This is a genomic window from Gillisella taibaishanensis (genome assembly GCF_001938985.1).
In the GTDB taxonomy this organism is placed as follows: Bacteria; Pseudomonadota; Alphaproteobacteria; order Rhizobiales; family Rhizobiaceae; genus Allorhizobium; species Allorhizobium taibaishanense.
In genome coordinates, this window is record NZ_MKIN01000019.1 from 82,814 (window position 1) to 107,974 (window position 25,161).

Sequence of the window (25,161 nt, forward strand, 5' to 3'; positions counted from 1 at the left end):
CAAGCAAACCAAGCGCCCCCGGGCTGGCGTTATCGGCTGCTGTCACGCAGGATCAGCTCGGGTTGAATGGTGATATTATCCGCCAGCGCCTGTCCATCGAGGAGATCCAGAATAAGCCGCGCCGCCTTCTCGCCGATATCCCGGGAAAAAGCGTTGATCGTGGTGATCGTCGGCACGGAAATCGCGCCGATTTCGTAATTGCCGAACCCGGCAATCGCGATACCGTCGGGCACCGGAATACCCCGCCGCTGACATTCCGTCAGAGCCCCAAAGGCCGAAAGGTCGGAAACGCAGATGACCGCCTCGGTATCGGGCAGCGTTTCGAGCAACCGTGCCATCGCATTGGCGCCTTCGCGCATCGAGATCGGTGGCGGACCTGCGGCAATCAACCGGGACGGGTCCAACCCATGCCGGTTCATGGCCGCAACAAAGCCGTTGCGGCGATCGCTGCCGCGAGTGTCGCGGCCGACATCGCCGCCGATAAATGCCAATCGCTGGTAACCGACGTCAACGAAATGATCGACCATGCCGCAGACGGCACCGGCATTGGAAAAGCCGACGAAATGTCCAATCGGATCAGGCGGCACATCCCATGTTTCGATAACCGGAATATGGGCATTGGCCAGCAGCTTGCGAGCACGTGGCGTATGCTTGCCTCCGGTCACGACGATCGCCTGCGGCTTGCGCCGCAGCAATTGCTCGATCAGCCGCTCCTCTTCCTGCATGTCATAATTGGTATAGCCGAGCAGGATCTGCATCTTGCGAGTGGCCAGCGTCTCCGAAAGGCCGCCAACGGTATCGGCAAAATTGGCATTGTTAATCGACGGGATCGTCACCGCCACGAAATCCGATCGCTGCGACCGCAGATTTGAGGCGGTCGAATCGAAGACATAACCAAGATCTTCCGCCGCCATCAGAATGGCATCCCGGGTTTCCTTGCTGATCAGGCTGTCGGTCTTGAAGGCGCGCGACACCGTCATCGGCGACACACCGGTGACGCGGGCAATGTCGGCCATCGTCGGCGGTTTACGGATATCGGTCAACAACGCCCCCTGTTATCGTTACCAGCCTACTACACAGGCTTTGATAAGCCAAAGCAAGCAGACATGCCCCATTTCCCCATAAGGTCAGCCCCCACCCATTTCGAAAGGGGAGGGGGCTGCTGCGTCAGAGCGAAAACTCGTTCGCCACAGTCACGTGATGATGAATCCGGCCATCGAAGAACTGGGAGAGCACGGCCTCGGTTGCCGCGCGTGCCTCCGACCGAACAGGACTTTTCAGAGCTGCGTCAACGGCCTCAAGGTCGGGATAGTTGATCGCAAGGATCATGGGAAATTCCGGTGCACCGTCATCGCGGCTTTCCGCAAAGGAGACGCGAACATCGAGCGCACCTGGGAACTGCTTCCATTTCGGCAATATCGTTTCGAGAACGGCAGCTCGAAAAGCCAAGGTCTGTCCCGGCTTTACCGTGCCCTCGAACAAAGCATAGCGTGTAATCATCAGGAGATCTCCCTTTTTGCTCCCTTGAAAAATTCCATCAGCATAGCCTGGTCCTCACCACCAAGGCCTGCTGCCGTCAGCATCCGGTGCACTTCGGCGCAAATCGCCGTCAGCGGCATCGGGGTATGGGTTCGGCGCGCCAGATCCTGGGCGCCGTTCAGATCCTTGACCATGTTGTCGATCCGGCCGGTCCGGCGATAATCCTTCGCGACATAGCGCGGCATATACTCCTGCAGGATCGCGCTATCGGCGCGACCGCCCTTCAGCGCCTGCGGAATTTTCGCGGCATCAACGCCAGCGTCGAGCGCCAATTGGGTTGCCTCGGCCACGGCCAGAAAATTCAACCCGCACAGAACCTGGTTGATCAGCTTGGTCGTCTGGCCGGCACCGGCAGGGCCCATATGGGTATAGTTCGATGCGACATGCTGAAGAACGTTATGAGCATCGGCCACATCCTGTGCTGCGCCGCCGGCCATCAGCGTCAATTCGCCGATCGCTGCCTTCGGCGCGCCGCCCGACAGAGGGCTGTCCACCCAACGCAAGCCTCTTTCGGCGGCGTCACTGGCCAGTTGTCGTGTCGCTTCCGGATCAATAGACGACATGTCAATAATAAGCGTTCCCGGCCGCGCACCGTCGGCCACACCCTCCTTGCCGAACACCGCGGCGCGCACGATGGCCGGCGCATTGAGACTGAGGATGACATAGTCGGACTTTTGAGCAGCAGCAGCAGCCGTCGGTGCAGCCTCGGCGCCGACTGCCACCAATTCCGCAACCTTCTCTGCATTCAGATCGAAAACCACGAGTGCATTGCCAGTCTCGACCAGCCGTCGTCCTATAGCGCCACCCATGGCGCCAGCGCCGATCAGCGCTACTTTGTTCGTCATGCCAATTCCTCCCGAAATGCGGCTGTGATCACTGAGACAAGCTCATCGAGCGGCTGATCGAAATCGACGGTCACCGCCCGCTCATCCGGTTGCGGCGGCTCGAGAGCAGCGAATTGGCTATCGAGCAACGCGGCCGGCATGAAATGTCCCGGCCTGTTGCTGACACGTCCAGCGATCACCGCCCGGCTGCCGGCGAGATGGACGAAGAATACCGGAGAACTCGCACCGTCTCTGATCCGGTCGCGATAGGCACGCTTCAGGGCCGAGCAGCCAATGATGACTGTACCGTCCGCCCGAACCAGGCTCTGCGCCACCGCATCCAGCCAGGGCCATCGATCCTCATCCTCTAGCGGAATGCCATTGCGCATCTTTGCGATATTGCCCGGCGGATGCAGATCGTCGCCGTCGAGATAAATACATCCGAGCCTTGCAGCGAGCGCTGCACCGACTGAGGACTTGCCGCAGCCGGAAACACCCATCAGCACCAGTTTTGTCATGGCGCTAATATCCTAAAGCGAAACGGTGATACCACCATCGACATAAAGAATATGGCCGTTGACAAAGGACGAGGCGTCGGAGGCAAGGAAGATGCAGGCCCCAACCAATTCCTCGACATTGCCCCAACGACCCGCCGGCGTGCGTTTTTCCAGCCAGGTTGTAAAATCGGGATCGGCCACCAGGGCCGCGTTGAGCGGCGTATCGAAATAGCCAGGTGCAATCGCATTACATTGCAGACCGTATTTCGCCCAGTCGGTCGCCATGCCCTTTGTCAGGTTGCCGACCGCACCCTTTGTCGCCGTATAAGGCGCAATCGATGGGCGGGCGAGGGCGGTCTGAACACTGGCGATATTGACGATCTTACCCTTGCCGCGCCCGATCATGTGGCGGGCGACGGCCTGACCGACATTGAAGACGCTGGAAATATTGGTCCGCAACAGCCGCTCGAAAGCATCTGCCGGAAACTCCTCCAGCGGCCCCCGAAACTGCATGCCGGCATTGTTGACGAGAATGTCGATGGCGCCACTGTCGGCCTCGAATGCGTCAATCGCCTCGCGCGCCGCCTGATGATCGGTGACGTCGAAGGGCAACATTGCGCAGCCTTCACCGACCTGTTCGGCGGCGGCAGTGAGTTTCGCCTCATCGCGGCCATTAAGCACGACACTCGCGCCCGCCTCCTTCAATCCCCGCGCCAAGGCAAGGCCAATGCCCTGCGAGGAGCCCGTCACCAGGGCGCGCTGTCCGGTCAAATTGAAAAGCCCAAGCGACATGAGATCCTCCAGTTTTATCTCGACAAGTTCTGTTCGATCTGTTTATGTTATCGATAACATAACGTCAAGATATTTAGCCGTTTGTCAGGGAAAAGTGGAAATCGATTATCCCGAAAAGACAAATGGCACCACAAAAAATGCAGGAATGGGAGGAGAGTAAAATGCCCGCGACCGAGGAAAAGCCTGAAATCCTGCAGCTGGGACCTTACCCTCCGTGGGATGAAGAGCCGCTCAACCAAGCCTTCAAGATGCATCGCTACTTCGAAGCCGAAGACAAGACGGCTCTGCTCCAGTCCGTCGGCGCCCATATTCGTGCGATCGCGACCCGGGGCGAACTCGGTGCAAACAGTGCATTGATCGACGCCTGCCCGAACCTTGAGATCATCTCGGTTTACGGCGTAGGCTACGATGCCGTCGATCTCAACACCTGCCGCGAGCGTGGCATCCGCGTGACCAACACGCCCGACGTGCTGACGAAAGATGTCGCCGATCTAGGTGTCGCGATGATGCTCTGCCAATCGCGTGGAATGATTGGTGCAGAGACCTGGGTCAAGGATGGAAGCTGGGCGCAGAAGGGACTTTATCCGTTGAAGCGGCAGGTCTGGGGTAAGAGAGCAGGGATCCTCGGGCTGGGCCGGATCGGCTTTGAAGTCGCCAAGCGGCTCAAAGGCTTCGACATGCAGCTTTCCTATAGCGACACATCGGCCAAACCCTATGCCGAGGGCATGACCTATATTGCCGATCCCGTCGAGCTTGCCCGGACATCCGATTTCCTGTTCGTGACGCTCGCAGCCTCGATCGAAACCCGCCACATCGTCGGGCGCGAAGTCATCGACGCGCTTGGAGCGAAGGGGATGCTGATCAATATTTCCCGCGCCTCCAATATTGATGAAGACGCTCTTCTCGATGCGCTGGAGGCAGGCCGCCTCGGCTCGGCGGCCTTGGACGTGTTCGAAGGCGAGCCAAATCTCAATCCCCGCTTCCTGGACCTTCCCAACGTGCTGCTCCAACCGCATCATGCCTCCGGCACAGTCGAGACCCGGCAGGCCATGGGCAAGCTGTTGCGCAATAACCTGACGGCCCATTTCGCTGGCGCCGACCTTCTAACTCCCGTTTTGTGAGGATTGACCATGAGAGCCATTGTTGCCCATGCGGCAAAGGACGTGCGCATTGAAGAGATGGACGAGGCCGAGCCAGGACCGGGTGAAGTCAAGCTGAAGCTCGCTACCGGCGGCATTTGCGGTAGCGACCTGCATTACTACAATCACGGCGGCTTTGGTGCTGTGCGGCTGAAACAGCCGATGATCCTGGGTCATGAAGTTTCCGCGTATGTGGACGCGCTCGGACCCGGTGTGGCGGGTTTGCAGATCGGTCAATTGGTTGCGGTCTCGCCGTCGAGGCCATGCCACACCTGCCAATATTGCCAGGAAGGCCTGCACAATCACTGTATCAATATGCGGTTTTACGGCAGCGCCATGCCGTTTCCCCATATCCAGGGTGCCTTCCGGCAAAGCCTCGTCGCCGATGCCAGCCAATGCGTGGTCGCCGACGGGCTGACGGCAGGTGAAGCAGCTATGGCCGAACCGCTGGCTGTAACGTTGCACGCCACCCGCAGGGCTGGGGATATGCTGGGCAGGCGGGTTCTCGTGACCGGCTGCGGCCCCATCGGCGTGCTATCGATCCTATCAGCCCGTAGGGCAGGGGCGCGCGAAATCGTGGCCACCGATCTCTCCGATTTCACCTTGAACCTGGCGAAATCAGCCGGCGCTGATCGGGTAATCAATACAGGCGCGGAGCCGGAGGCACTTGCGGCCTATGCCAGCGGCAAAGGCACGTTCGATGTCCTCTACGAATGCACGGGGGTTGCTGCAGCGCTCACTGCCGCCATTGCAACCATGCGCCCGCGCGGCGTCATTCTCCAACTCGGTCTCGGCGGCGACATGAGCCTGCCGATGATGGCGATTACGTCGAAAGAACTCGACCTGCGCGGCTCGTTTCGCTTCCACAGCGAATTTGCGGTGGGTGTCGAATTGATGCGCAAGGGCCTGATCGACGTCAAGCCGCTGATCACGCACACGGTTCCACTGGAAGAAGCGCTGTCAGCCTTCGCGCTTGCATCGGATCGAAGCCAGGCGATGAAAGCACAGATCGAATTTTCCTGATCCAGGCTTACTGCGGATATCGATGCTACAACGCCGCGGGTTTCATAAAATGCGCGGCGTTGTCAGGGTCAGGCAGAAGCGAGCGCTAACTCTGCTTCCTTTCGCTTACGCTTGTCAGCATATCTCTGAGCAATCACCGCGCAAGCCATCAACTGGATCTGATGAAACAGCATCAGTGGCATGACGATGGCGCCAATGCTTTGCCCCGCAAAGATCGCGCTCGCCATCGGCACCCCGGAAGCCAGGCTCTTCTTTGAGCCGCAGAAGGTGATGGCAATCTCGTCTTCTTTGGAAAAGCCGAGGAGACGGCTGCCATAGGTGGTTATCAGGAGGGCAAGCGCCAGAAGCACCATATCGACAACGACCACGGCGCCGATATCGCTGAGCGAAAAGGTCTTCCAGATCCCCTCGATGACGGCTTCACTAAACGCTGAATAGACGACCATCAGGATAGAGCCGCGATCGATCGGCGACAGCAGCGCCTTGCGTGCCCGCACCCAATTGCCGATGAAAGGCTGGAGGATTTGCCCAACCAGGAAGGGTAGCAGCAATTGCACGAAAATCTGCAGCACCGCGTCGAGCGAGATCCCACCATGGCCGCCAGCCGACAGCATCAGCCCACACAATAACGGCGTCAGCACCATGCCGAAAATATTGGAGGCAGAAGCCGAGCAAATCGCCGCCGGCACATTGCCACCTGCCATGGACGTGAAAGCGATGGAGGATTGCACTGTCGAGGGCAGGACGCAGATATAGAGAATGCCAAGATAAAGCGCCGACGGCAGGAAACCCTTCACGAAGAAGCCGAGGCCGAGACCGAGAAGGGGGAAAATAGCAAAAGTCACGATCAGAATCGTCAGATGCAGCCGCCAATGCAGGAAGCCTGCGACCACCACATCACGCGACAGACGCGCACCATGCAGGAAGAACAATGCCGCAATCGCGATTTTCGTCGCCAGCGCAAAATAACCAGCCGGGGCGCCGCTGATCGGCAACACCGAAGCGAGCGCCACCGTGCAAACCAGCATCACAGTAAATTTATCGGGTAGAAAACGCATCATGACCGCCGCAATTCCCTGTCCAGCCAAAGGAGGAGGATGCGCTTGCATCATCGACTATTGGCTTTTGTCAATTTCGTCCTAGTTCAAAGAGCACGGCAGCGGAATGCAAACGATCGGTCGCATTCGAGCGCTGCGGTACTCTCGATCCGCTTACTAATTCCATAGGGCAGGTTCGACTTGATGAGTGATGCACTGGAGTGATTTTTGACCGCCAATAATCCATTCAGCATAGCGCTTGAGGATCACATGCCGACCATTCCACCAGCGCATGAGTTTGCCGATGCCCGTAATTTTGCCAGGAAGAGCGTCACCCTCTGGCATCCATCACGATCTGACCACTAGGCCATTGCAGAAGATGATGCAAACGCCAGACCTGCAAGGCAGCTATCACTTTTCTGAGTGTTGCTACTTCAAAGACGCAAGACAAGGCGACGGAACAAATGGAACGAGGTAATGTTGATAGACCCAATATCAACCCGCAAGTTGTTGAAGCATGGATCCCACCGGATACAAAAGAAGGAGGCATGATGGCAAAGACTCTAGGCCTCGACCTTTACCGTAATAGCCCGTTGTCGTGACAATGCAGGTTTTCACAGAAGTCGATTGGCTGGCGCAGTGGCGCCAAAGCGGCGTAACCGGCGAGGAGGCGATCACACGATTTCTTGCGCTTGCGCCCGTTGAAGTCGATGACATGATCGGCCTATGGCGTGGCCAGGAATTGCCGACCAACCATCGAATAGACGGATTGCTCCCGCCATTTGGCTGGCATGGTAAGAATTTCGTATCCGCCGATGAGGGGCATCCGCTGATCATGCGCGATCGCTTCGGCACCTATCCTCTCAACCCGTTTTTCGTTCCCCTGAAGCTATTGCTCGCCTGGCCTAAACTTTTCAACAACGTGCTTGGGCGGGTCGCGGTACGCAATCTGGGCCGACTGGTCTCTTCGGCCAGACCTAAGGCCCGACTGAGACCGGTGGAACTCGGCGGAACTGTCAGCGCTGCAATGATCTATGATGAAAAACCAATCATTGATCACTTTAGGCACATCGACGACAACCACTGTCTGGGTCTGATGGAACACCGCGATTTCGACCGGCCGTTTTTTTTCCTGCTGATCAGGGAACAAATCGCTGTACAAACAGCGGGTTGACAGGTGTCAACCTGTCAACTTTTATTGACCTTAGAAGTCACTCTTGTCCGTTAGCCGTTCCGCTACCGGTAACGGTTGAGGCCATCGACACGGGATCGCTTGCTGGAAAAGTGTCCTTCAGCGCGTCGTTCAAGTCGCCGTCTTCGTTACTCCAACGCGTTTCCTCCGGGCGATGTCCACCCTCTGAAACATCTTTCGTTCCGATATCTTGAAGCAGCGATCGCGCGACCTCAGGAGCGTTCGTCCGCGTGATCGAGCGGTCCTCGGTTTGGCGCAATTGCACAGAGACAACATCGCCGGTATCGGCGACAAATTCGACAATGTAGCCGTTTCCTCCACCATTTTCGGGATGTACGAGCGTACCGATCAATTCCATTGTCTTCTCCTTTGCGTGGAAACAGGTGGCTGAAAAACCGGTTGAAGCGCCTATTGTTCCTGAAAAAGCGGCGACCGAGCCAGACCAGACTTCCATCGACGACGGGCAAGAGGGTTACTAACTGGTAACCCTGCGGAAAATTTCCCTATGGGAATGCTTCCTGAACGGGAACAGAATGGGTCGATTTCTCGTTATGTCACCGGTCAATGGGAGATATACGATGAAGCCGTCCGACAGAGAGTGGATCGAAAAACGCGCATATAGCCTCTGGGAAGAAGAAGGCAAGCCGCACGGGAAGGACGATGCCCACTGGGATCAGGCCTATGCCGAATTTCTCGCCCTGTCGCAATCAGCTGAAAGAGCCAAGAGCAGCACCCGCAAACGGGTAAACCAGGCGGCCAAGACCAGACAAAGCCCTGAAGCAGAAATGGCCGATGTGCCGGCGGATCCGAAGCCGGCAGCCGCACCGAAACGCAAGCGGAAGACAAGCTGATGACCCCTGTTATCCCAGAGCGCCCGGAATTTGCGATAGCCGCAGCCGGTGTCCGTTGCCTTCCCAAGCGCGTCCAGAAAGGCAACCCAATCGATCAGCCCATGCTTTCACTTTCCGTTACCTCGGAAATTTTCCCTCTGGTCAAGACTGGGGGCCTGGGCGACGTGACTGGCGCTCTGCCAAAAGCTTTGGCGAGCTTTGGTGTGAGCACCCGTACGCTCGTTCCCGGCTACAGTAACATTCGTCGCCTGATCAAGGATCAGCCTCCGCTTCTGGTATTTGAAGATCTTCTTGGGGAATGGGCAGCCCTTTATGCCGTCAGCGTCCATGGACTGGACCTTTTCGTGCTCGATGCTCCGCAACTGTTCGACCGCCCCGGCGGTCCCTATGTCGATGAGCATGGCCAAGATCATCCCGACAACTGGAAGCGGTTTGCCGTGCTGTCGCTGGCCGCCGCCGAAATCGCTGTTGGCAGCTTACCAGGCTGGGTTCCCGATGTCGTTCATACCCATGACTGGCAGACGGCTTTGACCTCCGTCTATCTCCGCCACATGGATTGTGAAACGCCGGTCGTTTTAACGATTCATAATATCGCGTTCCAGGGCCAGTTCAGCGCTGCACTGCTGCCATTGATCGGCTTGCCCGCGACCGTCATGTCGACGGACTGCATGGAATATTATGGTGACATCAGCTACCTCAAGGGTGGTTTGACGACTTCGAACATGATCACCGCCGTCAGCCCGACCTATGCACGCGAAATTCTTTCACCACGCTTCGGCATGGGGATGGAAGGCGTGCTGAACCAGCGCAAACATATCCTGCGCGGCATCGTCAACGGCATCGACTCCGAGATCTGGAACCCTGCAACGGATCCGCACCTCTTCACCCGGTTCGATCAGAAGACGATCGGTCTCAAGCGTTTGAACAAGACGGATCTGCAGAATCAGTTCGGCCTCGACAATGACGATGGCCCACTCTTTGCCGCGATCACTCGCATTACATGGCAAAAGGGCATGGACATGCTGGCCGAGGCCGCAAGCGAAATCATCGAGGGCGGTGGCAAGCTGATCGTGCTGGGGCAGGGGGATAAGGCACTGGAGCAGACGCTGGTCGAAACGGCGCAGCGCTATCCCGGTCGCATGGCGGTTAAAATCGGTTATGACGAGGAAACCGCCCACCGCATTCACGGTGGCGCTGACTCCGTCATTCAACCGTCGCGCTTTGAGCCTTGTGGGCTGACGCAGCTTTATGCGCTTCGTTACGGTTGCGTCCCCGTTGTGTCGCGCACCGGCGGTCTGGCCGAGACCATCATCGACGCCAATGACGCCGCGATGTCGGCTAAGGCAGCGACCGGCTTTCAGTTTGACCCAGTCAACACGGACGGCCTGCGTCATGCATTGCGTCGCGCGCTCGAAGCCTATGCCTCGCCACGTCACTGGCGCCGACTGCAATTGCAAGCGATGCGGGCACATTACAGCTGGGAGCGTAGTGCTGAACAGTATGCCGCTCTTTACAATATGCTGACTCATCGGCGCTCGCCGGCGCGCAGCAAGCCTGTAAGAAGTCTTCATTCATGATCGACAGTGCACCGTCGCATGACATCACACAGGAAGACTTGCTTGGGCGGATCAACGCCCATCGCGAATTGCTGATCGCCCTGATGACGGCGGGCCTTAAGGGTCCGGACGCCGTGAGAGACCTCGTTCAGGATCTCGAGCAGGAGGCGCAACTGAGCGACGGGCAGGAGGATCCCGGCGCTGTTCCGAACCGCGCCCTTGCCGAAGCTATCGCTGCCCAGCGCGAAACACGCGACATTCTTGCCGCCGCCCGGGCTCGGGCAGGGCAGAGCGATCCCAAAGCCTGAACCCCATAACCGCCGGCGTCACGAAACCGTGTCGCCGGTGGATCACGGCAATTTAGACTTGCCGGGGAGGGATCAGCTCTTATGCTGGCCAAGTCCAGTTTATATAGGGTGCCCCCGTGACCGTTTCCTCCAATACTTCATCTGCGCTATGGGCGATCATTGACGCCAAAACATCCGATTTTATCGCGCTGAGCGACCGGATCTGTGGCATGCCCGAGACCTGCTACATGGAAGAAGCGTCGGTTGCCGAACATGCTGCCATGCTGGAGGCCGAGGGATTTCGTGTCACCAGGGGCCTTGCCAATATTCCAACTGCGGTCATGGGCGAAGCCGGGGAGGGCGGCCCGGTTATCGCTTTCCTTGGAGAATATGATGCCTTGTCTGGCCTCAGCCAGGAAGCCGGCATTGCCGAACATCGACCGATAACGCCTGGTGGAAACGGCCATGGCTGTGGCCATAACCTGCTTGGCTCGGCCGCCTTGCTCGCGGCAACAGCCCTGAAAGACTGGCTAAAGCAGCAAGGCATGCCAGGCCGGGTGCGGTATTACGGCTGCCCGGCGGAAGAGGGTGGAGCGGCCAAGGCCTTCATGGTCAGGGCAGGGGCTTTTGACGGCGTCGACATCGCCATCAGCTGGCATCCCAGTTCCTTTGCCGGCGTCCAGCGCACCACGTCGCTCGCCAATTCGCGGGTTGATTTTACCTTTCGGGGCAGGGCGGCCCATGCCGGCTCCAATCCCGATCTCGGTCGCAGCGCCCTTGATGCCGTCGAACTGATGAGCGTTGGCGTCAATTACATGCGCGAACACATGCCTTCCGACTGCCGGGTGCATGCCGCCATTCTCGATGCCGGCGGTATTTCGCCCAATGTCGTGCAGGCCTATGCCAAGGTACGCTACCTGATCCGCGCGCCAGAGCTGCAGGGCATGAAGACGCTTGTGGAGCGGGTCAAGAAGATCGGCGAGGGGGCAGCGTTGATGACCGAAACTCGCCTGGAAACCCAGGTGATCAGCGCTGTTTCCAACGTTTTGACCAATGGCCCGCTGATGGCAGCGATGCAATCGGCCTGGGATGAGCTCGGCCCGCCGCCGTTCGACGATGCCGATCGGGCTTTTGCAGAAAGAATCCGCGCCACTCTGACGCCGGAAGAAAAGTCAGCGCCCTGGCGGTTCGAATGCCTCGCCGAGCGCGACACGCCGGTCGCAGATTTTATCATACCCGCCCATGACCGCACGCCACTTCTGACTGGATCTACGGATGTCGGCGACGTCAGCTGGGTGGTTCCCACGGTGCAGGCGGATGGGCCAACTTGCGCGATCGGCACACCCTTCCACACCTGGCAACTCGTCGCTCAGGGTAAGAGCGCGCTCGCCCATAAAGGCATGATCACCACCGCCAAGGTGATGGCGGCAACCGGCAGAGCCGCGTTCGAGAGCGAGAGCCTCAGAGAAGCGGCGCTTGCTGATCTGGTGGCGCGGCGCAAGGGGCAGCCGTACCAGAGTCCGCTACCCGAAGGGGCCGAGCCGCCTATAACAGAGATGGGCGGAAGAAAATAAAGACGCAGATCCCAAAGCAGATGGGCGTTGATCCGACACGCCAACGAGAACCTTGACCCCCCTTACGTAATGTTATAACAAAACGCAGAAACTGAGAATGCAGAAATGACCTTGTGCGGAGCGGCAAGCCATGCCACTGATGAATCGAAATGGTGCTGCGGCCTTGAAACGAGGGCTGCGGCTGAAAAGGGAATACGGTGAGGCTTACCCAAAAGGGACCGAAACCGTGGCTGCCCCCGCAACTGTAAGCGGCGAGTGGGCCTGCATCATGCCACTGGCGATAAGCCGGGAAGGCGCAGGCCAACAGCGACCCGCAAGCCAGGAGACCTGCCATTTCATAGGTCAACCGCAACGGACGGGGTGTTCCGATGGCAGCGAAAAGGTCTACGGGCCGCCGCAAGGCGTTGCCTTTCTTCATTCTATTAGGCGTCTCGGCGTCGGTTTTCGGTCGGCTTTACAGCGGCCGCCTCTTAGCCGTGGGCTCTCGGCCCCGAGCATCTGCATGAGCTGCAACGGTCATGGCGCCTCTATGCAGGTGAGGGGACTGCGCTACGGTCCTGCTGGAATTGATCCGCTGATCGACGGTGTCAGCTTTCAACTCGATCCCGGCGACCGGCTAGCCATCGTCGGCCCGAACGGCGCCGGCAAGACAACATTGCTGCGCTGCCTGTACCGCGCTTTAAAGCCGGGGCAGGGGAGTGTGCTGCTGGATGGATACGATATCTGGTCGCTCGATCCGCGCGATCTTGCACGCCGGGTGGCCGTCGTGCTGCAGGAAATGCCGGCGGATTTCTCCTTTACGGTCGAAGATATCGTCACTATGGGGCGCATCCCCTGGCGCCGGTCCGGCTGGCTTCCTGCAATCGGGCAAAGATCGGCCTGTGCCGCCAGTGAAAAGGCCGCCGTCTGGCATGCGATGGAGCATCTCAACGTCGTCAACCTCGCAAAGCGCGGCTTTGCCACGCTGTCTGGCGGTGAAAAACAACGGGTGCTGGTCGCCCGGGCGCTGGCCCAGGACCCGCAAGTCCTGATCCTCGACGAGCCGTCGAACCATCTCGATATTCGCAACCAGTTGGAAATACTCGATCTTTTGCGCGGCCTTGGCATCACGGTCATCACCACCCTGCACGACATCAATCTCGCGGCCGGCTTTGCGACACGGGCACTGCTGCTGCATGGGGGCAGGGCAATTGCAGAAGGCCTGCCCGAGGACGTGCTGACGGAAGCCAATCTCTCCGCGACTTTTTCCGTCAAAGCCCATATCCACGCCACCGGCAATGGTAGCGCCCCGAATTTCTCCTTCGCGCTTCGCGCCTGAAAAGCCATGGATATCCACATGCACAAAGCCTTCAAGACGCTTGCTTTCGCAGCTGCTCTCGCTGCATCTACTTTCACCGTTGCCCAGGCAGAGCCGGTCGCCATCAAGAGCTGTAACCGTGCGGTTACCTTTGACGCCCCACCGCAGCGCGCGGTATCCAACGATGTCAATCTCACCGAAATGATGCTGGCCCTGAAGCTGCAGGATCATATGGTCGGCTATACCGGTGTCTCCGGTTGGAAGACGCTGGATGAAAAGCTGCGGGCCGGCATCCAGCAATTGCCGGAATTGTCGCCGAAATACCCGAGCAAGGAAGTTCTGCTCAATGCCAATGCCGACTTCTATTTCGCCGGCTGGAACTACGGCATGAAAGTCGGCGGCGAGGTGACGCCTGAGACGCTCGCGCCGCTCGGCATCAAGGTCTATGAACTGACCGAAAGCTGCATCCACATCATGGCCAAGGCGAAGCCGACCATGGATGACATGTTCGTCGATATCCTCAACCTCGGCCGGATTTTCCGCGTAGAGGATCGGGCGGAAGCTTTGGTTGCCGGCTACCGAACGCAGCTAGCCGCGATCCGCGCCAAAATCAGCACCACCGACAAACCGGTTCCGGTCTTCGTATATGATTCCGGCGAGCAAAAGCCATTCACATCTGGACGTTTCGGCATTCCAACCGCCATGATCGAAGCGGCTGGCGGCGTCAATATTATGGACGATGTCGAAAAGAGCTGGACGGAAGTATCCTGGGAGCCCGTCATTGAGCGCAATCCGCAAGTCATTGTCATCGTCAATTATGGCGAAGTGACCGCTCAGCAGAAGATCGATTTCATGAAGCACAACCCCGCCTTCAAAGCTATCGATGCGGTTAAGAACGACAGGTTCGTCGTGCTCGATTATGTCGAAGCGACACCAGGTCCGCGCAACATCGATGCTATTGCCCGTCTGGCGAAAGCCCTCCACCCACAGAGAATGTAAGTTTTGAGTTACATAAATAAACTTGTCATTCCGCTGGCACTGGTCTTGGCCGCCATTGCCGCCATCAGTGCCGGTATTTCGCTGGGGGCAGCGCCGATCCCGCTGGCAACCGTGTGGAAAATCCTGGCAAATCATGTAGTTGCGGGAAGCTTTACCGCCAATTGGCCTGTCGGACGGGAAAGCATTGTCTGGAATGTCCGCTTTCCCCGCGTGCTGCTCGGAGGACTGGTGGGGGCAGGGCTGGCGCTGACAGGCGCGGTGCTGCAGCCGGCAACCCGCAATCCGCTTGCCGATCCGCATTTGCTCGGCGTCTCCTCAGGTGCCGCTTTCGGCGCCATCATCGCACTGCTGCATACCGGCATGATCTTTGGATTGTTGACCGTACCGCTGTTTGCCTTTGCCGGCGCGCTTTTGGCCACCGCAACGGTCGGCCTGATCGCCAGCATGACCCGCAGCCTTCAGGCCGACCGTTTGGTGCTGACCGGCGTCATCGTCGGCTTCTTCTTCACTGGGCTTGGCAATCTTCTGGTATTTCTCGGCGATCCGCGCGCCACACAGACCGTAACCTTCTGGATGCTCGGCGGGCTTGGCCTCGCGCAATGGTCGCACCTGATTTATCCAGCCGTCGTTCTAGCGGGCGGACTATGTTATCTACTGCCCAACGCCCGGCTGCTGAACGCGATGGCGATGGGCGACGAAACTGCCGCAACGCTTGGCGTGCCTGTCGTCCGCTTCCGACTGACCCTGTTTGTCGTTTCGGCATTGATGACCGGCACAATGGTCGCCTTTTCCGGCGCAATCGGCTTTGTCGGGCTGATGGTTCCGCATATGGTGCGGGCGCTGGCCGGGTCCGACAATGTCCGCGTCCTGCCTCTATCGGCGCTGGCTGGTGGGTTGATCTTGATCCTGGCCGACCTCGTGGCGCGCCTTGCCGTTGCGCCCGAGGATATGCCGATCGGCATCGTCACCGGGCTCGCCGGCTGCCTTGCCTTTCTCTGGATCATGACCAAGAGCCGAACCGGCCCCTGATAGGGCCGATTCTAGGTACCGCTACATCTTCAGGCGGAAAGAGCCTTCGCCACCTGATGAATATGGGCAGCACCAATACCGCAGCAGCCGCCGATAAGAGTGGCTCCCGCATCGGCCCAGTCGCAGGCAAAGCGGCAATAGGCATCGTCGGTCAAGTCGGCGCGGGTGCCGTGCAGGCCTTCATTGGCCGCTGCCTCGCCCTGTTCGCCTTCGAATGCATTGGCGTAGACACCGATATCAAGCGCGACGCCTTTCTCCGCAAACACTGCTCGCGCTGTTTCGACCGCCGCTTTCATCACTTCAGGCTTGCTGCAATTGAACAGAAGCGCTGCCGCACCGGACCCTGCTGCCCAAAGTGCTGCGTCACGCACCAACTCGCCTGAGCGCAATTTTGGCGCGCCTCCGGCAACCTGGGCCGGTTCATCAGCCAGCGTGAAGGAAATCCAGAAAGGCTTGCCGGTACCAGTCACCGCCTGCCGCACCGCTTCGCCCTCGGCAATCAAGCTCAGCGTTTCGCCGAGCCAGACATCGACATGCGGTGCAAGATTGGTCACCAATACGCGCAAATAGTCCTGCACACGGCTCGGATCGAAATTTTGCGGCTCGTAAGAACCGAAGATCGGCGGCAACGAGCCGGCAACAGTAACCGCTCGTCCCGATGCATCGGCCGCCTCGCGTGCCAGCTTGCCAGACAGCGCAATCAGATCAGGTCCTTCATTGCGGAACCGGTCTTCGCCAATGTGGAACGGCACCAGCGCATAGCTGTTTGTCGTCACCACATCGGCACCTGCTTCGATGAATTCGGCATGGACTTGACGGACGATGTCGGGCGCATCGATCAGCGCCAGCGCCGACCATTCCGGCTGCTTCAACTCAGCGCCAAGCCGCAGCAATTCGCGGCTCATGCCGCCATCGAGAATCCGTGTCTTCGTCATTCTATTGTTCCTATTCATTATTTCATCATCGGCGCACCGGCACCTGTGCTTCGACAATGCGGAAGCATCGGGCGATGATGGCGGTCAGCACGAGATAGAAGACCGTGACGACAATAAGCGGTTCATACACAAGCAGTGTGTCTTGCCGCACCTTATAGGCGACGGCGTAGAGATCCATCACCGTTACGGTGAAGGCCAAAGGCGTCGCCTTCAACTGCATCACCACCTCACCGGCTATGGTTGGCAGCGCAATACGAAGCGCGCGCGGCAACCAAACGCGGCGCACAAGCGTAAACCTGCCCATACCGAAGGCGCGCCCAGCCTCAAGCTCGCCTTTCGGCACAGCCAGAAGCGCACCCCGCAGTACCTCGGATTCGTAAGCGGCATAATTCAGCGTAAAACTGACGGCCGCGAAGAAAAAGCCTTCGCGCAGGATTGGCCAAAACAGGCTCTGGCGAATACCCGGGATCATCGGCAGCAACGATCCGACCCCGTAGTAGAGCAGCCAAAGCTGTATCAACAGCGGCGTGCCGCGAAAGAATGTCGAATAGCCGCGTGCTGCATAGCGCAAAAATGGCCCACCGCTCACCTGCGCGAAGGCAAGACCGATGGCCATCAGGAACCCAAGGCTCACGGAAATCACCAGCAAGGCCAGCGTTTGCCAAGCCCCGGTCAACAACAGCGGCCAATAATTGGCTATCCAGGAAAAATCCATCTCTGCCTCCTAGGCCAGTTTCGGCTGGCCACGCCGCACGCGGCGCTCGAGCAGCCAAAAGATCAGGTTGGAGACAAGCGTGATGGCGAGGTACAACATTGCCGCCGCCAGGAAAAACAGGAAATAATGCTTGGTGCTGGCCCCGGCAAGGCGGGTGGCAAGCGCCAGTTCCTGATAGCCGACGACGGCCACAAGAGCGCTATCCTTGGTGACCGACAGCCAGAGATTGGCTAACCCGGGCAGGGCATTGGGCAAAAGCGCCGGCAGCGTCACTCGGCGAAATCGCAATCCTCGTCCCATGCCGAAGGCCTTCGCAGCTTCGATCTGACCGGCGGGAACCGCGAGGATCGCGCCGCGCAAGACCTCGGTCATATAGGCACCTTGCACCACACCAAGAACGGCAATCGCTGCAATAAATCCGTTGACCTCAAGCGGCGGCAGGCCAGCCGCCTGCAACAATCGGTTCAATCCATCCGTACCCGCATAATAGAGACCGACAATCAGGATCAGTTCCGGCACAGCGCGCACCGCCGTCGTATAAAGTTCGAGAAAGGCGAGCAACAGTCGACTGCCACTCAGTTTCCCAAGCGCACCGGCGATGCCGATGATCAACCCGATGGCAAAAGCACCAGCAGAGATCGCCAGCGTCGCCCCGGCACCCCAAAGCAAAGTCCCTCCCCACCCGGGAGGGTAGGGGGAGAGCAGCTCCAAAATGCCGGGTGCATTGGCCATAGGTTAGTTACCGCTTACCTTTTTGCCATAGATGTCGAAATCGAAATACTTCTTGGTGATTTCGTCATACTTGCCATTGGCACGCACTGCGGCGATGGCAGCGTTCAGCTTTTCCTTGAGCTGCGTGTCCTCCTTGCGCAGACCGCCGCCGACGCCGGTGCCCAGTACTTCGACATCATCGGCGACATCGCCCATATTGGCGCAGCAATCCTTTCCGGCATCGCTCTTGACGAATGCATCGAGCACGATTGAATCGCCGAAGACATAGTCGATCCGTCCGGAAGCAAGATCCTGGAAGGCTTCATCCAGCGTCTGGTAGGTCTTTTCGGTCGCCACCTTGGCAAAATACTTCTTGTAATATTCGGACTGGATGGTCGAAACCTGGATGCCGATTGTCTTGCCCTTGACGTCTTCAGGGCCAGCGCCAGGCTTGATATCCTTTAAGCCAATCAAGCGGCTTGGGGTGTTGTAATATTTGTCGGTGAAGTCAATCACCTTCTTGCGCTCTTCTGTGACCGACATCGACGACCAGATCACATCAAATTTCTTTGAGGTGAGGGCAGGGATCAGCCCGTCCCAAGACAACTCCACGATCGAGCACTTTTCCTTCATCTCGGCGCACACAGCATCCATGAGATCGATTTCCCAACCCTGCCATTTGCCGCTGGCATCCTTGGCAAAGAAGGGCGGGTAGGACTCGTTCATGATGCCGAAGCGGACATCGGCTTGAGCGGTAAAGGCCGAAAGCGTGAAAGCGGCGCCGGCCAAGAGGAGGGGAATGAACTTCATGAAAAACGTCTCTCTGGTTGGATGTGTTGAATGGTGGTTCAGGCGCCAATGGCGCCGGTAAATTCGCGGCAACGCGCACTTACGGGATTGCCGAAGACCTGTTCTGGCGGACCTTGTTCCTCCACCAAGCCCTGATGCAGAAACAAAACGGTGTTGGAGACATCCCGGGCAAAGCGCATTTCGTGGGTGACCAGAATCATCGTGCGACCTTCCTCGGCGAGGTCCCTGATAACCTTCAGGACCTCCCCGACCAATTCAGGGTCAAGCGCCGACGTCGGCTCATCGAACAGCATCACGGCCGGCTCCACACAAAGAGCCCTCGCTATTGCCGCCCGCTGCTGCTGGCCGCCGGACAAAAAGGCTGGATAGGCGTCGCGCTTTTCGTAAAGGCCGACTTTTTGCAGTAAAGCCTCGGCGCGCTCGACGGCCTGCGCGCGTGGAACGCCCATGACGTGAACGGGCGCCTCAATAACATTTTCGAGCACGGTGCGATGCGGCCAAAGATTGAAGTTCTGAAAAACCATACCGAGGCCGGTGCGCAAACGCTCCACCTGACGCCAACTTACAGGACGTACCTCTCCACGGCGCCCCGTCTTGAGGGCTATTTCTTCGCCGTTGACGCGAACCCGGCCGCTATCTGGAATCTCAAGGAAGTTGATGCAGCGCAGGAACGTACTTTTGCCGGACCCGGAAGAGCCGATGAGCGAGATCACGTCGCCCTTTTTCGCTTTGAGCGAAACGCCCTTCAGAACAGCATGAGCGCCAAAGCTTTTGTGGATATCCTCCACCTGTAGAGCGCATGTCTCACCGTCTGTCATCAAGGTCCCAGTCTCTGGATTGTTCGCCACCATAATCGCTTATATCTGCAGTTTATGCGCGCAAATAGAAACTAAGCTGCATAAATTCCGCAGAAAATCCTTGCAGCAAGCGAATAATCGCTGGAAAATAGGACGAGATCGACGCGCACTTGAAGGGGTATCAGAATGAGCCAGCTTGATCGCTTCGACCGACAGATCATCGAAATCATTCAGCGAAACTGTCAATTGAAAGCGGAATTGATAGCCGAACAGGTGGGATTGTCGCTGTCTGCGGTTCAGAGACGACTTAAGCGTCTTAGAGAAGAAGGCGTCGTCAAGAGCGAAGTCGCCGTGATCGATCGCAAGATGACTGGTCACCCCATGGTATTCATCGTCGGAATGGAGATCGAGCGCGACAATTACGACGCGCTCGCCCGGTTCCGCGCCTGGTCGGAGCGGCAGGATCATATACAGCAGGTCTATTACGTGACCGGCCAAGTGGATCTGATCGCAATCATCACGGCCCGCGATGTCGAGCATTATGACGATATCGCCGCGCTGATCATGGCGGAGAATCCGCAGATCCGCCGTATGCATACCAATGTCGTGCTACGGGACATCAAGCTCGGCTTGTTCGTACCTATCGCGAACTAAAGTGGCCAACCGCCTCCGACATCATTTGTTCAGAACGCCCAGGCAAGCACATTGCCAGCGGCTTCCACCAGGTAATAGGTGACGACAGCCGCCGCAACAGTGACAAACAGCGATGCGATAACAACCGCGCCGTCGCGCTCGGCCAAGGCAATGGCAATCAGAATGATTGCAAGGGCCGGAACTGTGTTGCCGAACGGAATCGGCAGGGAAATCAGTACGGCAAGCATCAGGATCGGCAGAGCCAAAATCATCCTCGCCGTCTTGCCGGTCAAAAACGGCAAACGGCCAGCGATGAGAAAATTCTCAAGCCGCAAGACCCAAGGGCGGCCGAGACGAACCATGGTCTCCACCACCTTCAGCGATATCTTTCGCCGCGCAATGAAGCCCGGCATCCAGATGCGATCCGCACCCCAAAGCATCTGCACCGCAACGAAAGCGAGACAGGTTCCGAACACCATACCGAAAGGGCCGGGCAGGGGAACGAGCGTCGGCAGGCATAGCACCAGCAAGGTAAAGGCGATGCCGATCCGTCCTTTGCGCCCGACAAGCTCTCCAATCGAAATGCCGTCGCTTTTGCGCGCGGTTTCGAGAACGTCGAGAAGAAAGCCCGAGCCCCGCAACGTGTCATCACCGCCGGAAGGGCTTGGCTGGAAAGATGCTGCCATTAATCCGTACACCCGGTTTCAGCAAGCGCCCGAAGGTGTGACTTGCGCAGCATGAGATATAGATCCGCATCACTGACCGACATCCGGGCTTCGGAAAAATCCTGCTTCATCTTGCCAATTACATCTTCGTCGCCGCGCAGACGGAAATCTTCAACATGTATGGCTTGGGCGTAACGGGCGAGATCCGGACCTTGCAGACCCAGGCGTTCACCCGCCCAGAAACCCGCTAATATATTGCGCCGGGCACGGATGGCAAAAGCGGTGTCATCCTTAGGGCACCAGTTGGCACTCGCAACGCTATCCACAATGGTGTGTTCTTCCAGCGCGGTTTTCTGCATAAAAGGCTCCTCATCGTGCAACTCAGACATTTTCACCGCCATTTCGGGCTGAGAGCCAGGCGAGGGGGGCTTGGCAAGCCGGAGAGATACCAATCACGATGTCAGCCGGATCGGTCAAACCAAGCCCAACCGCGACGCTGGACCGAACCGCCCAAACTGGCTGATCGACAGCTCGTTGTACTATCTGCGCCCCGGCATCCACCATACAGGCTTGCATCTGCGCGATGATTGCGGGCGGCGCATTTAGCGACGCGAAACGAGCGCGAAGCTCCGCCTCAACAGGGTCAACGAGAAAAAAAGCAATAAGGGAGGCGAACAAATCAGCGATCATGAGCGCACTTCCCCTACTGGCAGACGAGGGGCGGAGGCGACTGGAACCACAATCATGGCAGCAATCCTTAGCCGGCGAGAATGTCGATAAAGGTCCGACATCGCAGAAGCGCCGGCGGCTGCTGCCAGAGGGGCCCGGACCACGGGTTAGGATGAAGATGATGTGTGATGTCGACCGTTTCAAGGCATGACCTAAAGGTTTCGGCGAAAATAGATCGGCGTGTTGGCACTCCGCTTTGGGTAATCGGCATCGTGCAAGTCTGGCACGCCGCAGCAGAAAACCCCTGCACATAGTCGGTCAATATGTTGTAGAACCACTTCACCCTACCAAGAACAGCCGGGACCCTATGACCGAGAACCAGTACTTTACCGCCTATGGCGGTCTCCCACCTCAGACGCAATTGCTCTCCGGCAAGGCCGTGTTCAAAACGGCTTACGCTATTATTCCCAAGGGTGTGATGAGTGACATCGTCACCAGCCTCCTTCCTCATTGGGACGCGACCCGCGCCTGGATCATTGCACGACCCATGACCGGCTTTTCCGAAACCTTCTCGCAATATGTCATGGAAGTGCAGGCGGGCGGAGGCAGTGCCAGACCGGAGCCGGACGCCCGCGCCCAAGGCGCCATCTTCGTTATCGAAGGTTCGCTGACAGTTACCCTCGACGGTGTTGCCCATGACCTGCGCGCTGGATCTTTCGCTTTCCTGCCAGCCGGCGCCGCATGGACCCTTCGCAACCGCAGCGACGCAGCCGCAAAATTCCATTGGATCAGAAAGCCGTTTCAACCAGTCGAAGGCGTCGAGCCTCCGCCTGCGATCTTTACCCATGAAGACCAGCACGAAATCGGGATGATGCCGGATACGGACGGGGCTTGGGGAACGACGCGATTCATTGATCCCAATGATGTCAGATACGACTTTCACGTGACCATCGTCACCTTCAAGCCGGGCGGGATCATACCGTTCATGGAAACCCATGTCATGGAACACGGGCTCTATGTTCTCGAAGGTAAAGCGGTCTACCGGCTGAATGACGACTGGGTCGAAGTCGAAGCTGGCGATTTCATGTGGCTGCGCGCCTTTTGCCCGCAAGCTTGCTACGCTGGCGGACCCGGTCGCTTCCGCTATCTGCTCTACAAGGACGTCAACCGCCACGTTTCACTCTGGTAGGTGAGGTGACCGTTTAATATGGTATGCTCCACGAAACATGAGTCTTGGAGCATACCATATTCGCTCGATTTAAGTGCGTCCAGAAATGCGATAATCTACATTATGGAACTTATCGATATCGTGCTACTGATTGAGGCAAGATCGGCGGAGAAGCAGTTGAATGACAACCTCCACATCTATGTCGACGGCTCCTTTTCATCAGACACACAAACTGGTGGCTGGGCATTCGTGGTCTACCACAACGAAATTCAGATCGCCTCAGCTTCTGGACGCCTTCATGCTCGCAGTAACGGGCATACGGAAATCCTAGCTCTTTTACGAGCGTTGGAATGGATCGCTATCTCCAAGACTGGAGAAGACATTGTGGTCTGGTCCGATTCTCACTACGTCGTTGACGGCTGCAACAGGCTTTTGAAAATCTGGCGTAACAACGGGTGGAAGCGTGTGGTGGCAAACCCACGCGAGCGCAAGCGCGCAATTCCCGATCTGGAAGAGTGGCAGGCTGTAGACCGCACCCTCGCCGATCTCACATCAACAATCATTCGATGGTGCAAAGGCCACTCAGGAAGCACTGGCAACGAAGAAGCCGACAAACTTGCATCGGTTAGATTGCTGGACAGCGGCACTTGAAGATCGCTCAGATTTCCAAGGTAACCAGCACCGGCAAATGATCGGAGGCTATTCTTGTCAGCTTTGTATCGACTACCTCTGTTTCGATAACCTTTAATCCGCCAGAGATCAAAACGTGGTCGAGACGCAGAAATGGAAACCGTGATGGAAATGTCGATTTCCGGCGGCCTGGCAATGTCGAAGAAGTATGAGTCATCTGCCGTGTCAAAAGCCTGAAGGCCTTTGAGCTGGGAACGGCGTTCAAATCTGCCGCGACCACAAGCTTGGCCTTCGCAGAAAGTGATGGCTCTAGCCAATCTGGTCCTAGAAGCGCTCGCGCCTGCTCGTCTCTTTCACGGGCGCGAAGGCCAAAATGCGTCACACAAATATGAACCGTTTGACCGTCGACCATCACTTCTGCAAGCAACGCGCCTCTCTGCTCCCCCCGCGACGGCAGCATGCCCTGGTGGATAACCCGCGTCGGAAACGCGGTCAGGAGTGCATCGCCATACTGTTCTTCGGCAACGTTCAATGCGGAATGGAAATGCGACGTCATAGTGAGATGGCCGGCAATACATTCAGCCTGGTCTATACCGTCAGTTCTTTTTCGTCCGACATCGACCTCCTGGAGGCAAACGACGTCCGCATCAGTGGCGGCGATTACGTCGGCAATCCGTTTTGGGTCGAGACGGCGGTCTGTGCCAATGCAGCTATGAATATTGTAAGTGAGAAGCCGAAAGATGGATGTCATGCGGGGGGAACACCTTTGCCTGCAAATCGTTCCCTGATTTCGAGCCGTATGCTCGAACCACACGGCGGACGAATAACATGAAAAAAAAGATACTTCTCAATGGCCTATTTCTGATCGCGACGGCAATCGCCCTTTGGCTTAGCTACCGCGCGCTCAGCAAGTTTTCCGTCGATGATATCAAGACGTCTCTTACTGCTATACCGCTGAGCGGTTTCGCGCTTTCACTATTCTTTTGCGCCCTCTCCTATCTCTGCCTTTCCGGCTTCGATTATCTCGGTGTCCGCTATGCCGGTTGTCGCCTGTCATGGCGCAAAGCTGCTGTTGCGTCGTTTGTCAGTCTTTCTATCGGCCACAATGTTGGATTGGCTGCACTTTCGAGCGGCGCAGTTCGCTACCGCTACTATCGGCGATGGGGCCTGAAGAACGAGGAGATAGCCAAAGTCATTCTATTTTGTGGCGCGACAGTTGGTATCGGGCTTATCGGGCTTGCTGGAATTTGCCTTGCTCTCTTTCCTGAAAGTGCAGCCAAGATCGGCGGCATGGGCGATACCGCGGCCCGCTGGATTGGCGTCGCCTGTATTATAGCGCTCGCGCTCTATCTTGCCGCCGCCGCCAGGATCCGGGGTGAGATCCGTATTTACAAGTGGCGTTTTTCGCTGCCGACGTGGCAGATCGCAATAGCCCAAGTGGCCGTGGGTATTGCTAACTTCACCGCTGTCGCGGCATGCCTGTTTTGGCTCACCAAGTCATCGGCCGGCTTTTTCGAGACCACCACCGCCTACGTGATGGCCAATCTCTCGGCCCTTGTCGCTCACGTACCGGGTGGACTGGGCGTGATGGAAGCGACGATTTCCTTCATCATGGGAAAAGACGCCTCGATCGGTGCGTTGATAGCTTTCCGGGTCGTCTATTTCTTCATTCCCCTCGCCCTGGGTTTACCGATCTTTGCCGCCAGCGAATGGTTCGGGAGTCGGGCAAAAAACAAGAGCAACGCCCGTAATGACAGACAACTCCATGCAGAAGCCGCACGCACTTAAATAA

General features: G+C 57.8%; 30 protein-coding genes and 1 riboswitch. Of the genes, 14 read left to right on the forward strand and 16 right to left on the reverse strand.

All coding sequences use genetic code 11. From position 1 onward, the window contains the following. Positions 1-29: 29 nt before the first annotated feature. The 5 genes from BJF91_RS03870 to BJF91_RS03890 form a co-directional block, all read right to left on the reverse strand. Positions 30-1,016 (reverse strand): LacI family DNA-binding transcriptional regulator, encoded by a 987-nt coding sequence (locus BJF91_RS03870; RefSeq protein WP_075613408.1) that lies wholly within the window; start codon positions 1,014-1,016, stop codon positions 30-32. 151 nt (positions 1,017-1,167) lie between these two features. Further along, positions 1,168-1,500, reverse strand: coding sequence for a hypothetical protein (locus tag BJF91_RS03875; protein WP_075613173.1), 333 nt, complete (start codon positions 1,498-1,500; stop codon positions 1,168-1,170). After that, entirely contained in the window at positions 1,500-2,384 is an 885-nt protein-coding gene (locus BJF91_RS03880; protein WP_075613174.1) for an NAD(P)-dependent oxidoreductase, read from the reverse strand. Before BJF91_RS03880 ends, BJF91_RS03875 begins: the two co-directional genes overlap by 1 nt. Next, positions 2,381-2,881 (reverse strand): gluconokinase, encoded by a 501-nt coding sequence (locus BJF91_RS03885; protein ID WP_139310578.1) that lies wholly within the window; start codon positions 2,879-2,881, stop codon positions 2,381-2,383. The genes BJF91_RS03880 and BJF91_RS03885 overlap by 4 nt, the downstream gene beginning before the upstream one ends. Before the next feature lie 12 nt (positions 2,882-2,893). Next, positions 2,894-3,652 (reverse strand): SDR family oxidoreductase, encoded by a 759-nt coding sequence (locus BJF91_RS03890; RefSeq protein WP_075613175.1) that lies wholly within the window; start codon positions 3,650-3,652, stop codon positions 2,894-2,896. A 161-nt stretch (positions 3,653-3,813) separates the two neighbouring features. Here BJF91_RS03890 and BJF91_RS03895 point away from each other — a divergent pair, with 161 nt between their 5' ends. Then, positions 3,814-4,773, forward strand: a complete 960-nt coding sequence (locus BJF91_RS03895) for a 2-hydroxyacid dehydrogenase (RefSeq protein ID WP_075613176.1) — start codon at positions 3,814-3,816, stop codon at positions 4,771-4,773. A gap of 9 nt (positions 4,774-4,782) precedes the next feature. Next, the gene (locus BJF91_RS03900) at positions 4,783-5,814 is read left to right on the forward strand and encodes an L-idonate 5-dehydrogenase (protein WP_075613177.1); all 1,032 of its coding nucleotides are present in this window, start codon (positions 4,783-4,785) and stop codon (positions 5,812-5,814) included. Positions 5,815-5,882: 68 nt separating this feature from the next. Here the strand turns inward: BJF91_RS03900 and BJF91_RS03905 are convergent, their stop codons facing one another. After that, positions 5,883-6,875, reverse strand: coding sequence for a bile acid:sodium symporter family protein (locus BJF91_RS03905; RefSeq protein ID WP_075613410.1), 993 nt, complete (start codon positions 6,873-6,875; stop codon positions 5,883-5,885). A gap of 580 nt (positions 6,876-7,455) precedes the next feature. Between BJF91_RS03905 and BJF91_RS03910 the strand changes: the two genes are divergently transcribed. Continuing rightward, positions 7,456-8,025, forward strand: coding sequence for a DUF4334 domain-containing protein (locus BJF91_RS03910; RefSeq protein WP_075613178.1), 570 nt, complete (start codon positions 7,456-7,458; stop codon positions 8,023-8,025). Positions 8,026-8,062: 37 nt separating this feature from the next. Here BJF91_RS03910 and BJF91_RS03915 read toward each other — a convergent pair whose 3' ends face one another. After that, positions 8,063-8,401: a hypothetical protein gene (locus tag BJF91_RS03915; protein ID WP_075613179.1), complete on the reverse strand. Its 339-nt coding sequence runs from the start codon at positions 8,399-8,401 to the stop codon at positions 8,063-8,065. A 220-nt stretch (positions 8,402-8,621) separates the two neighbouring features. On the opposite strand from BJF91_RS03915, the gene BJF91_RS03920 reads away from it, so the two are divergent. The 7 genes from BJF91_RS03920 (at position 8,622) to BJF91_RS03950 (ending at position 15,636) form a co-directional block, all read left to right on the forward strand. Then, positions 8,622-8,894 carry a DUF2934 domain-containing protein gene (locus BJF91_RS03920; protein WP_075613180.1) on the forward strand — a complete coding sequence of 91 codons (273 nt, stop codon included), beginning with the start codon at positions 8,622-8,624 and terminating at the stop codon, positions 8,892-8,894. A 101-nt stretch (positions 8,895-8,995) separates the two neighbouring features. Continuing rightward, on the forward strand, positions 8,996-10,471 hold the full coding sequence (gene glgA / locus BJF91_RS03925; protein WP_075613411.1) for a glycogen synthase GlgA: 1,476 nt from the start codon (positions 8,996-8,998) through the stop codon (positions 10,469-10,471). After that, complete coding sequence (locus BJF91_RS03930) at positions 10,468-10,758, forward strand: hypothetical protein (RefSeq protein WP_075613181.1); 291 nt, start codon at positions 10,468-10,470, stop codon at positions 10,756-10,758. The genes glgA and BJF91_RS03930 overlap by 4 nt, the downstream gene beginning before the upstream one ends. Positions 10,759-10,874: 116 nt before the next feature. Next, entirely contained in the window at positions 10,875-12,311 is a 1,437-nt protein-coding gene (locus BJF91_RS03935; protein ID WP_075613182.1) for an amidohydrolase, read from the forward strand. A gap of 133 nt (positions 12,312-12,444) precedes the next feature. After that, a riboswitch (cobalamin riboswitch) is annotated at positions 12,445-12,660 on the forward strand. A 153-nt stretch (positions 12,661-12,813) separates the two neighbouring features. Further along, on the forward strand, positions 12,814-13,629 hold the full coding sequence (locus BJF91_RS03940; RefSeq protein WP_075613183.1) for an ABC transporter ATP-binding protein: 816 nt from the start codon (positions 12,814-12,816) through the stop codon (positions 13,627-13,629). Between the two features lie 18 nt (positions 13,630-13,647). Continuing rightward, the gene (locus tag BJF91_RS03945; RefSeq protein WP_075613412.1) at positions 13,648-14,607 is read left to right on the forward strand and encodes an ABC transporter substrate-binding protein; all 960 of its coding nucleotides are present in this window, start codon (positions 13,648-13,650) and stop codon (positions 14,605-14,607) included. Positions 14,608-14,610: 3 nt separating this feature from the next. Beyond that, entirely contained in the window at positions 14,611-15,636 is a 1,026-nt protein-coding gene (locus BJF91_RS03950) for a FecCD family ABC transporter permease (protein WP_075613184.1), read from the forward strand. Between the two features lie 29 nt (positions 15,637-15,665). Here BJF91_RS03950 and BJF91_RS03955 read toward each other — a convergent pair whose 3' ends face one another. From BJF91_RS03955 to BJF91_RS03975, 5 genes are read right to left on the reverse strand one after another with little or no spacing between them, the layout of a single operon-like run. After that, entirely contained in the window at positions 15,666-16,571 is a 906-nt protein-coding gene (locus tag BJF91_RS03955; RefSeq protein ID WP_075613185.1) for a homocysteine S-methyltransferase family protein, read from the reverse strand. A gap of 25 nt (positions 16,572-16,596) precedes the next feature. Further along, positions 16,597-17,286 (reverse strand): ABC transporter permease, encoded by a 690-nt coding sequence (locus BJF91_RS03960; protein ID WP_075613186.1) that lies wholly within the window; start codon positions 17,284-17,286, stop codon positions 16,597-16,599. A 9-nt stretch (positions 17,287-17,295) separates the two neighbouring features. Beyond that, positions 17,296-18,018, reverse strand: coding sequence for an ABC transporter permease (locus BJF91_RS03965; protein ID WP_075613187.1), 723 nt, complete (start codon positions 18,016-18,018; stop codon positions 17,296-17,298). 3 nt (positions 18,019-18,021) lie between these two features. Further along, positions 18,022-18,807: a transporter substrate-binding domain-containing protein gene (locus BJF91_RS03970; RefSeq protein WP_075613188.1), complete on the reverse strand. Its 786-nt coding sequence runs from the start codon at positions 18,805-18,807 to the stop codon at positions 18,022-18,024. A gap of 38 nt (positions 18,808-18,845) precedes the next feature. Then, a complete protein-coding gene (locus BJF91_RS03975; protein WP_075613413.1) occupies positions 18,846-19,625 on the reverse strand; it encodes an ABC transporter ATP-binding protein in 780 nt (259 codons plus the stop codon). Between the two features lie 165 nt (positions 19,626-19,790). Between BJF91_RS03975 and BJF91_RS03980 the strand changes: the two genes are divergently transcribed. Beyond that, complete coding sequence (locus tag BJF91_RS03980) at positions 19,791-20,258, forward strand: Lrp/AsnC family transcriptional regulator (RefSeq protein ID WP_075613189.1); 468 nt, start codon at positions 19,791-19,793, stop codon at positions 20,256-20,258. A gap of 29 nt (positions 20,259-20,287) precedes the next feature. Here the strand turns inward: BJF91_RS03980 and BJF91_RS03985 are convergent, their stop codons facing one another. Genes BJF91_RS03985 through BJF91_RS03995 form a run of 3 tightly spaced genes read right to left on the reverse strand, consistent with a single transcriptional unit; the run spans position 20,288 to position 21,592 of the window. Then, a complete protein-coding gene (locus BJF91_RS03985) occupies positions 20,288-20,923 on the reverse strand; it encodes an exopolysaccharide biosynthesis protein (protein WP_075613190.1) in 636 nt (211 codons plus the stop codon). Next, a complete protein-coding gene (locus BJF91_RS03990; RefSeq protein WP_162843831.1) occupies positions 20,923-21,261 on the reverse strand; it encodes an ATPase inhibitor subunit zeta in 339 nt (112 codons plus the stop codon). The genes BJF91_RS03985 and BJF91_RS03990 overlap by 1 nt, the downstream gene beginning before the upstream one ends. 22 nt (positions 21,262-21,283) lie before the next feature. Beyond that, complete coding sequence (locus tag BJF91_RS03995; protein ID WP_075613191.1) at positions 21,284-21,592, reverse strand: hypothetical protein; 309 nt, start codon at positions 21,590-21,592, stop codon at positions 21,284-21,286. Positions 21,593-21,938: 346 nt separating this feature from the next. Between BJF91_RS03995 and BJF91_RS04000 the strand changes: the two genes are divergently transcribed. After that, complete coding sequence (locus BJF91_RS04000; RefSeq protein ID WP_075613192.1) at positions 21,939-22,760, forward strand: bifunctional allantoicase/(S)-ureidoglycine aminohydrolase; 822 nt, start codon at positions 21,939-21,941, stop codon at positions 22,758-22,760. A 102-nt stretch (positions 22,761-22,862) separates the two neighbouring features. Continuing rightward, a complete protein-coding gene (locus BJF91_RS04005; RefSeq protein ID WP_234801538.1) occupies positions 22,863-23,390 on the forward strand; it encodes an RNase H family protein in 528 nt (175 codons plus the stop codon). Positions 23,391-23,397: 7 nt separating this feature from the next. Here BJF91_RS04005 and BJF91_RS04010 read toward each other — a convergent pair whose 3' ends face one another. Further along, positions 23,398-24,120 (reverse strand): endonuclease/exonuclease/phosphatase family protein, encoded by a 723-nt coding sequence (locus BJF91_RS04010; protein ID WP_075613193.1) that lies wholly within the window; start codon positions 24,118-24,120, stop codon positions 23,398-23,400. A 77-nt stretch (positions 24,121-24,197) separates the two neighbouring features. On the opposite strand from BJF91_RS04010, the gene BJF91_RS04015 reads away from it, so the two are divergent. After that, complete coding sequence (locus BJF91_RS04015; RefSeq protein WP_075613194.1) at positions 24,198-25,157, forward strand: lysylphosphatidylglycerol synthase domain-containing protein; 960 nt, start codon at positions 24,198-24,200, stop codon at positions 25,155-25,157. The last annotated feature ends 4 nt before the right edge of the window (positions 25,158-25,161 follow it).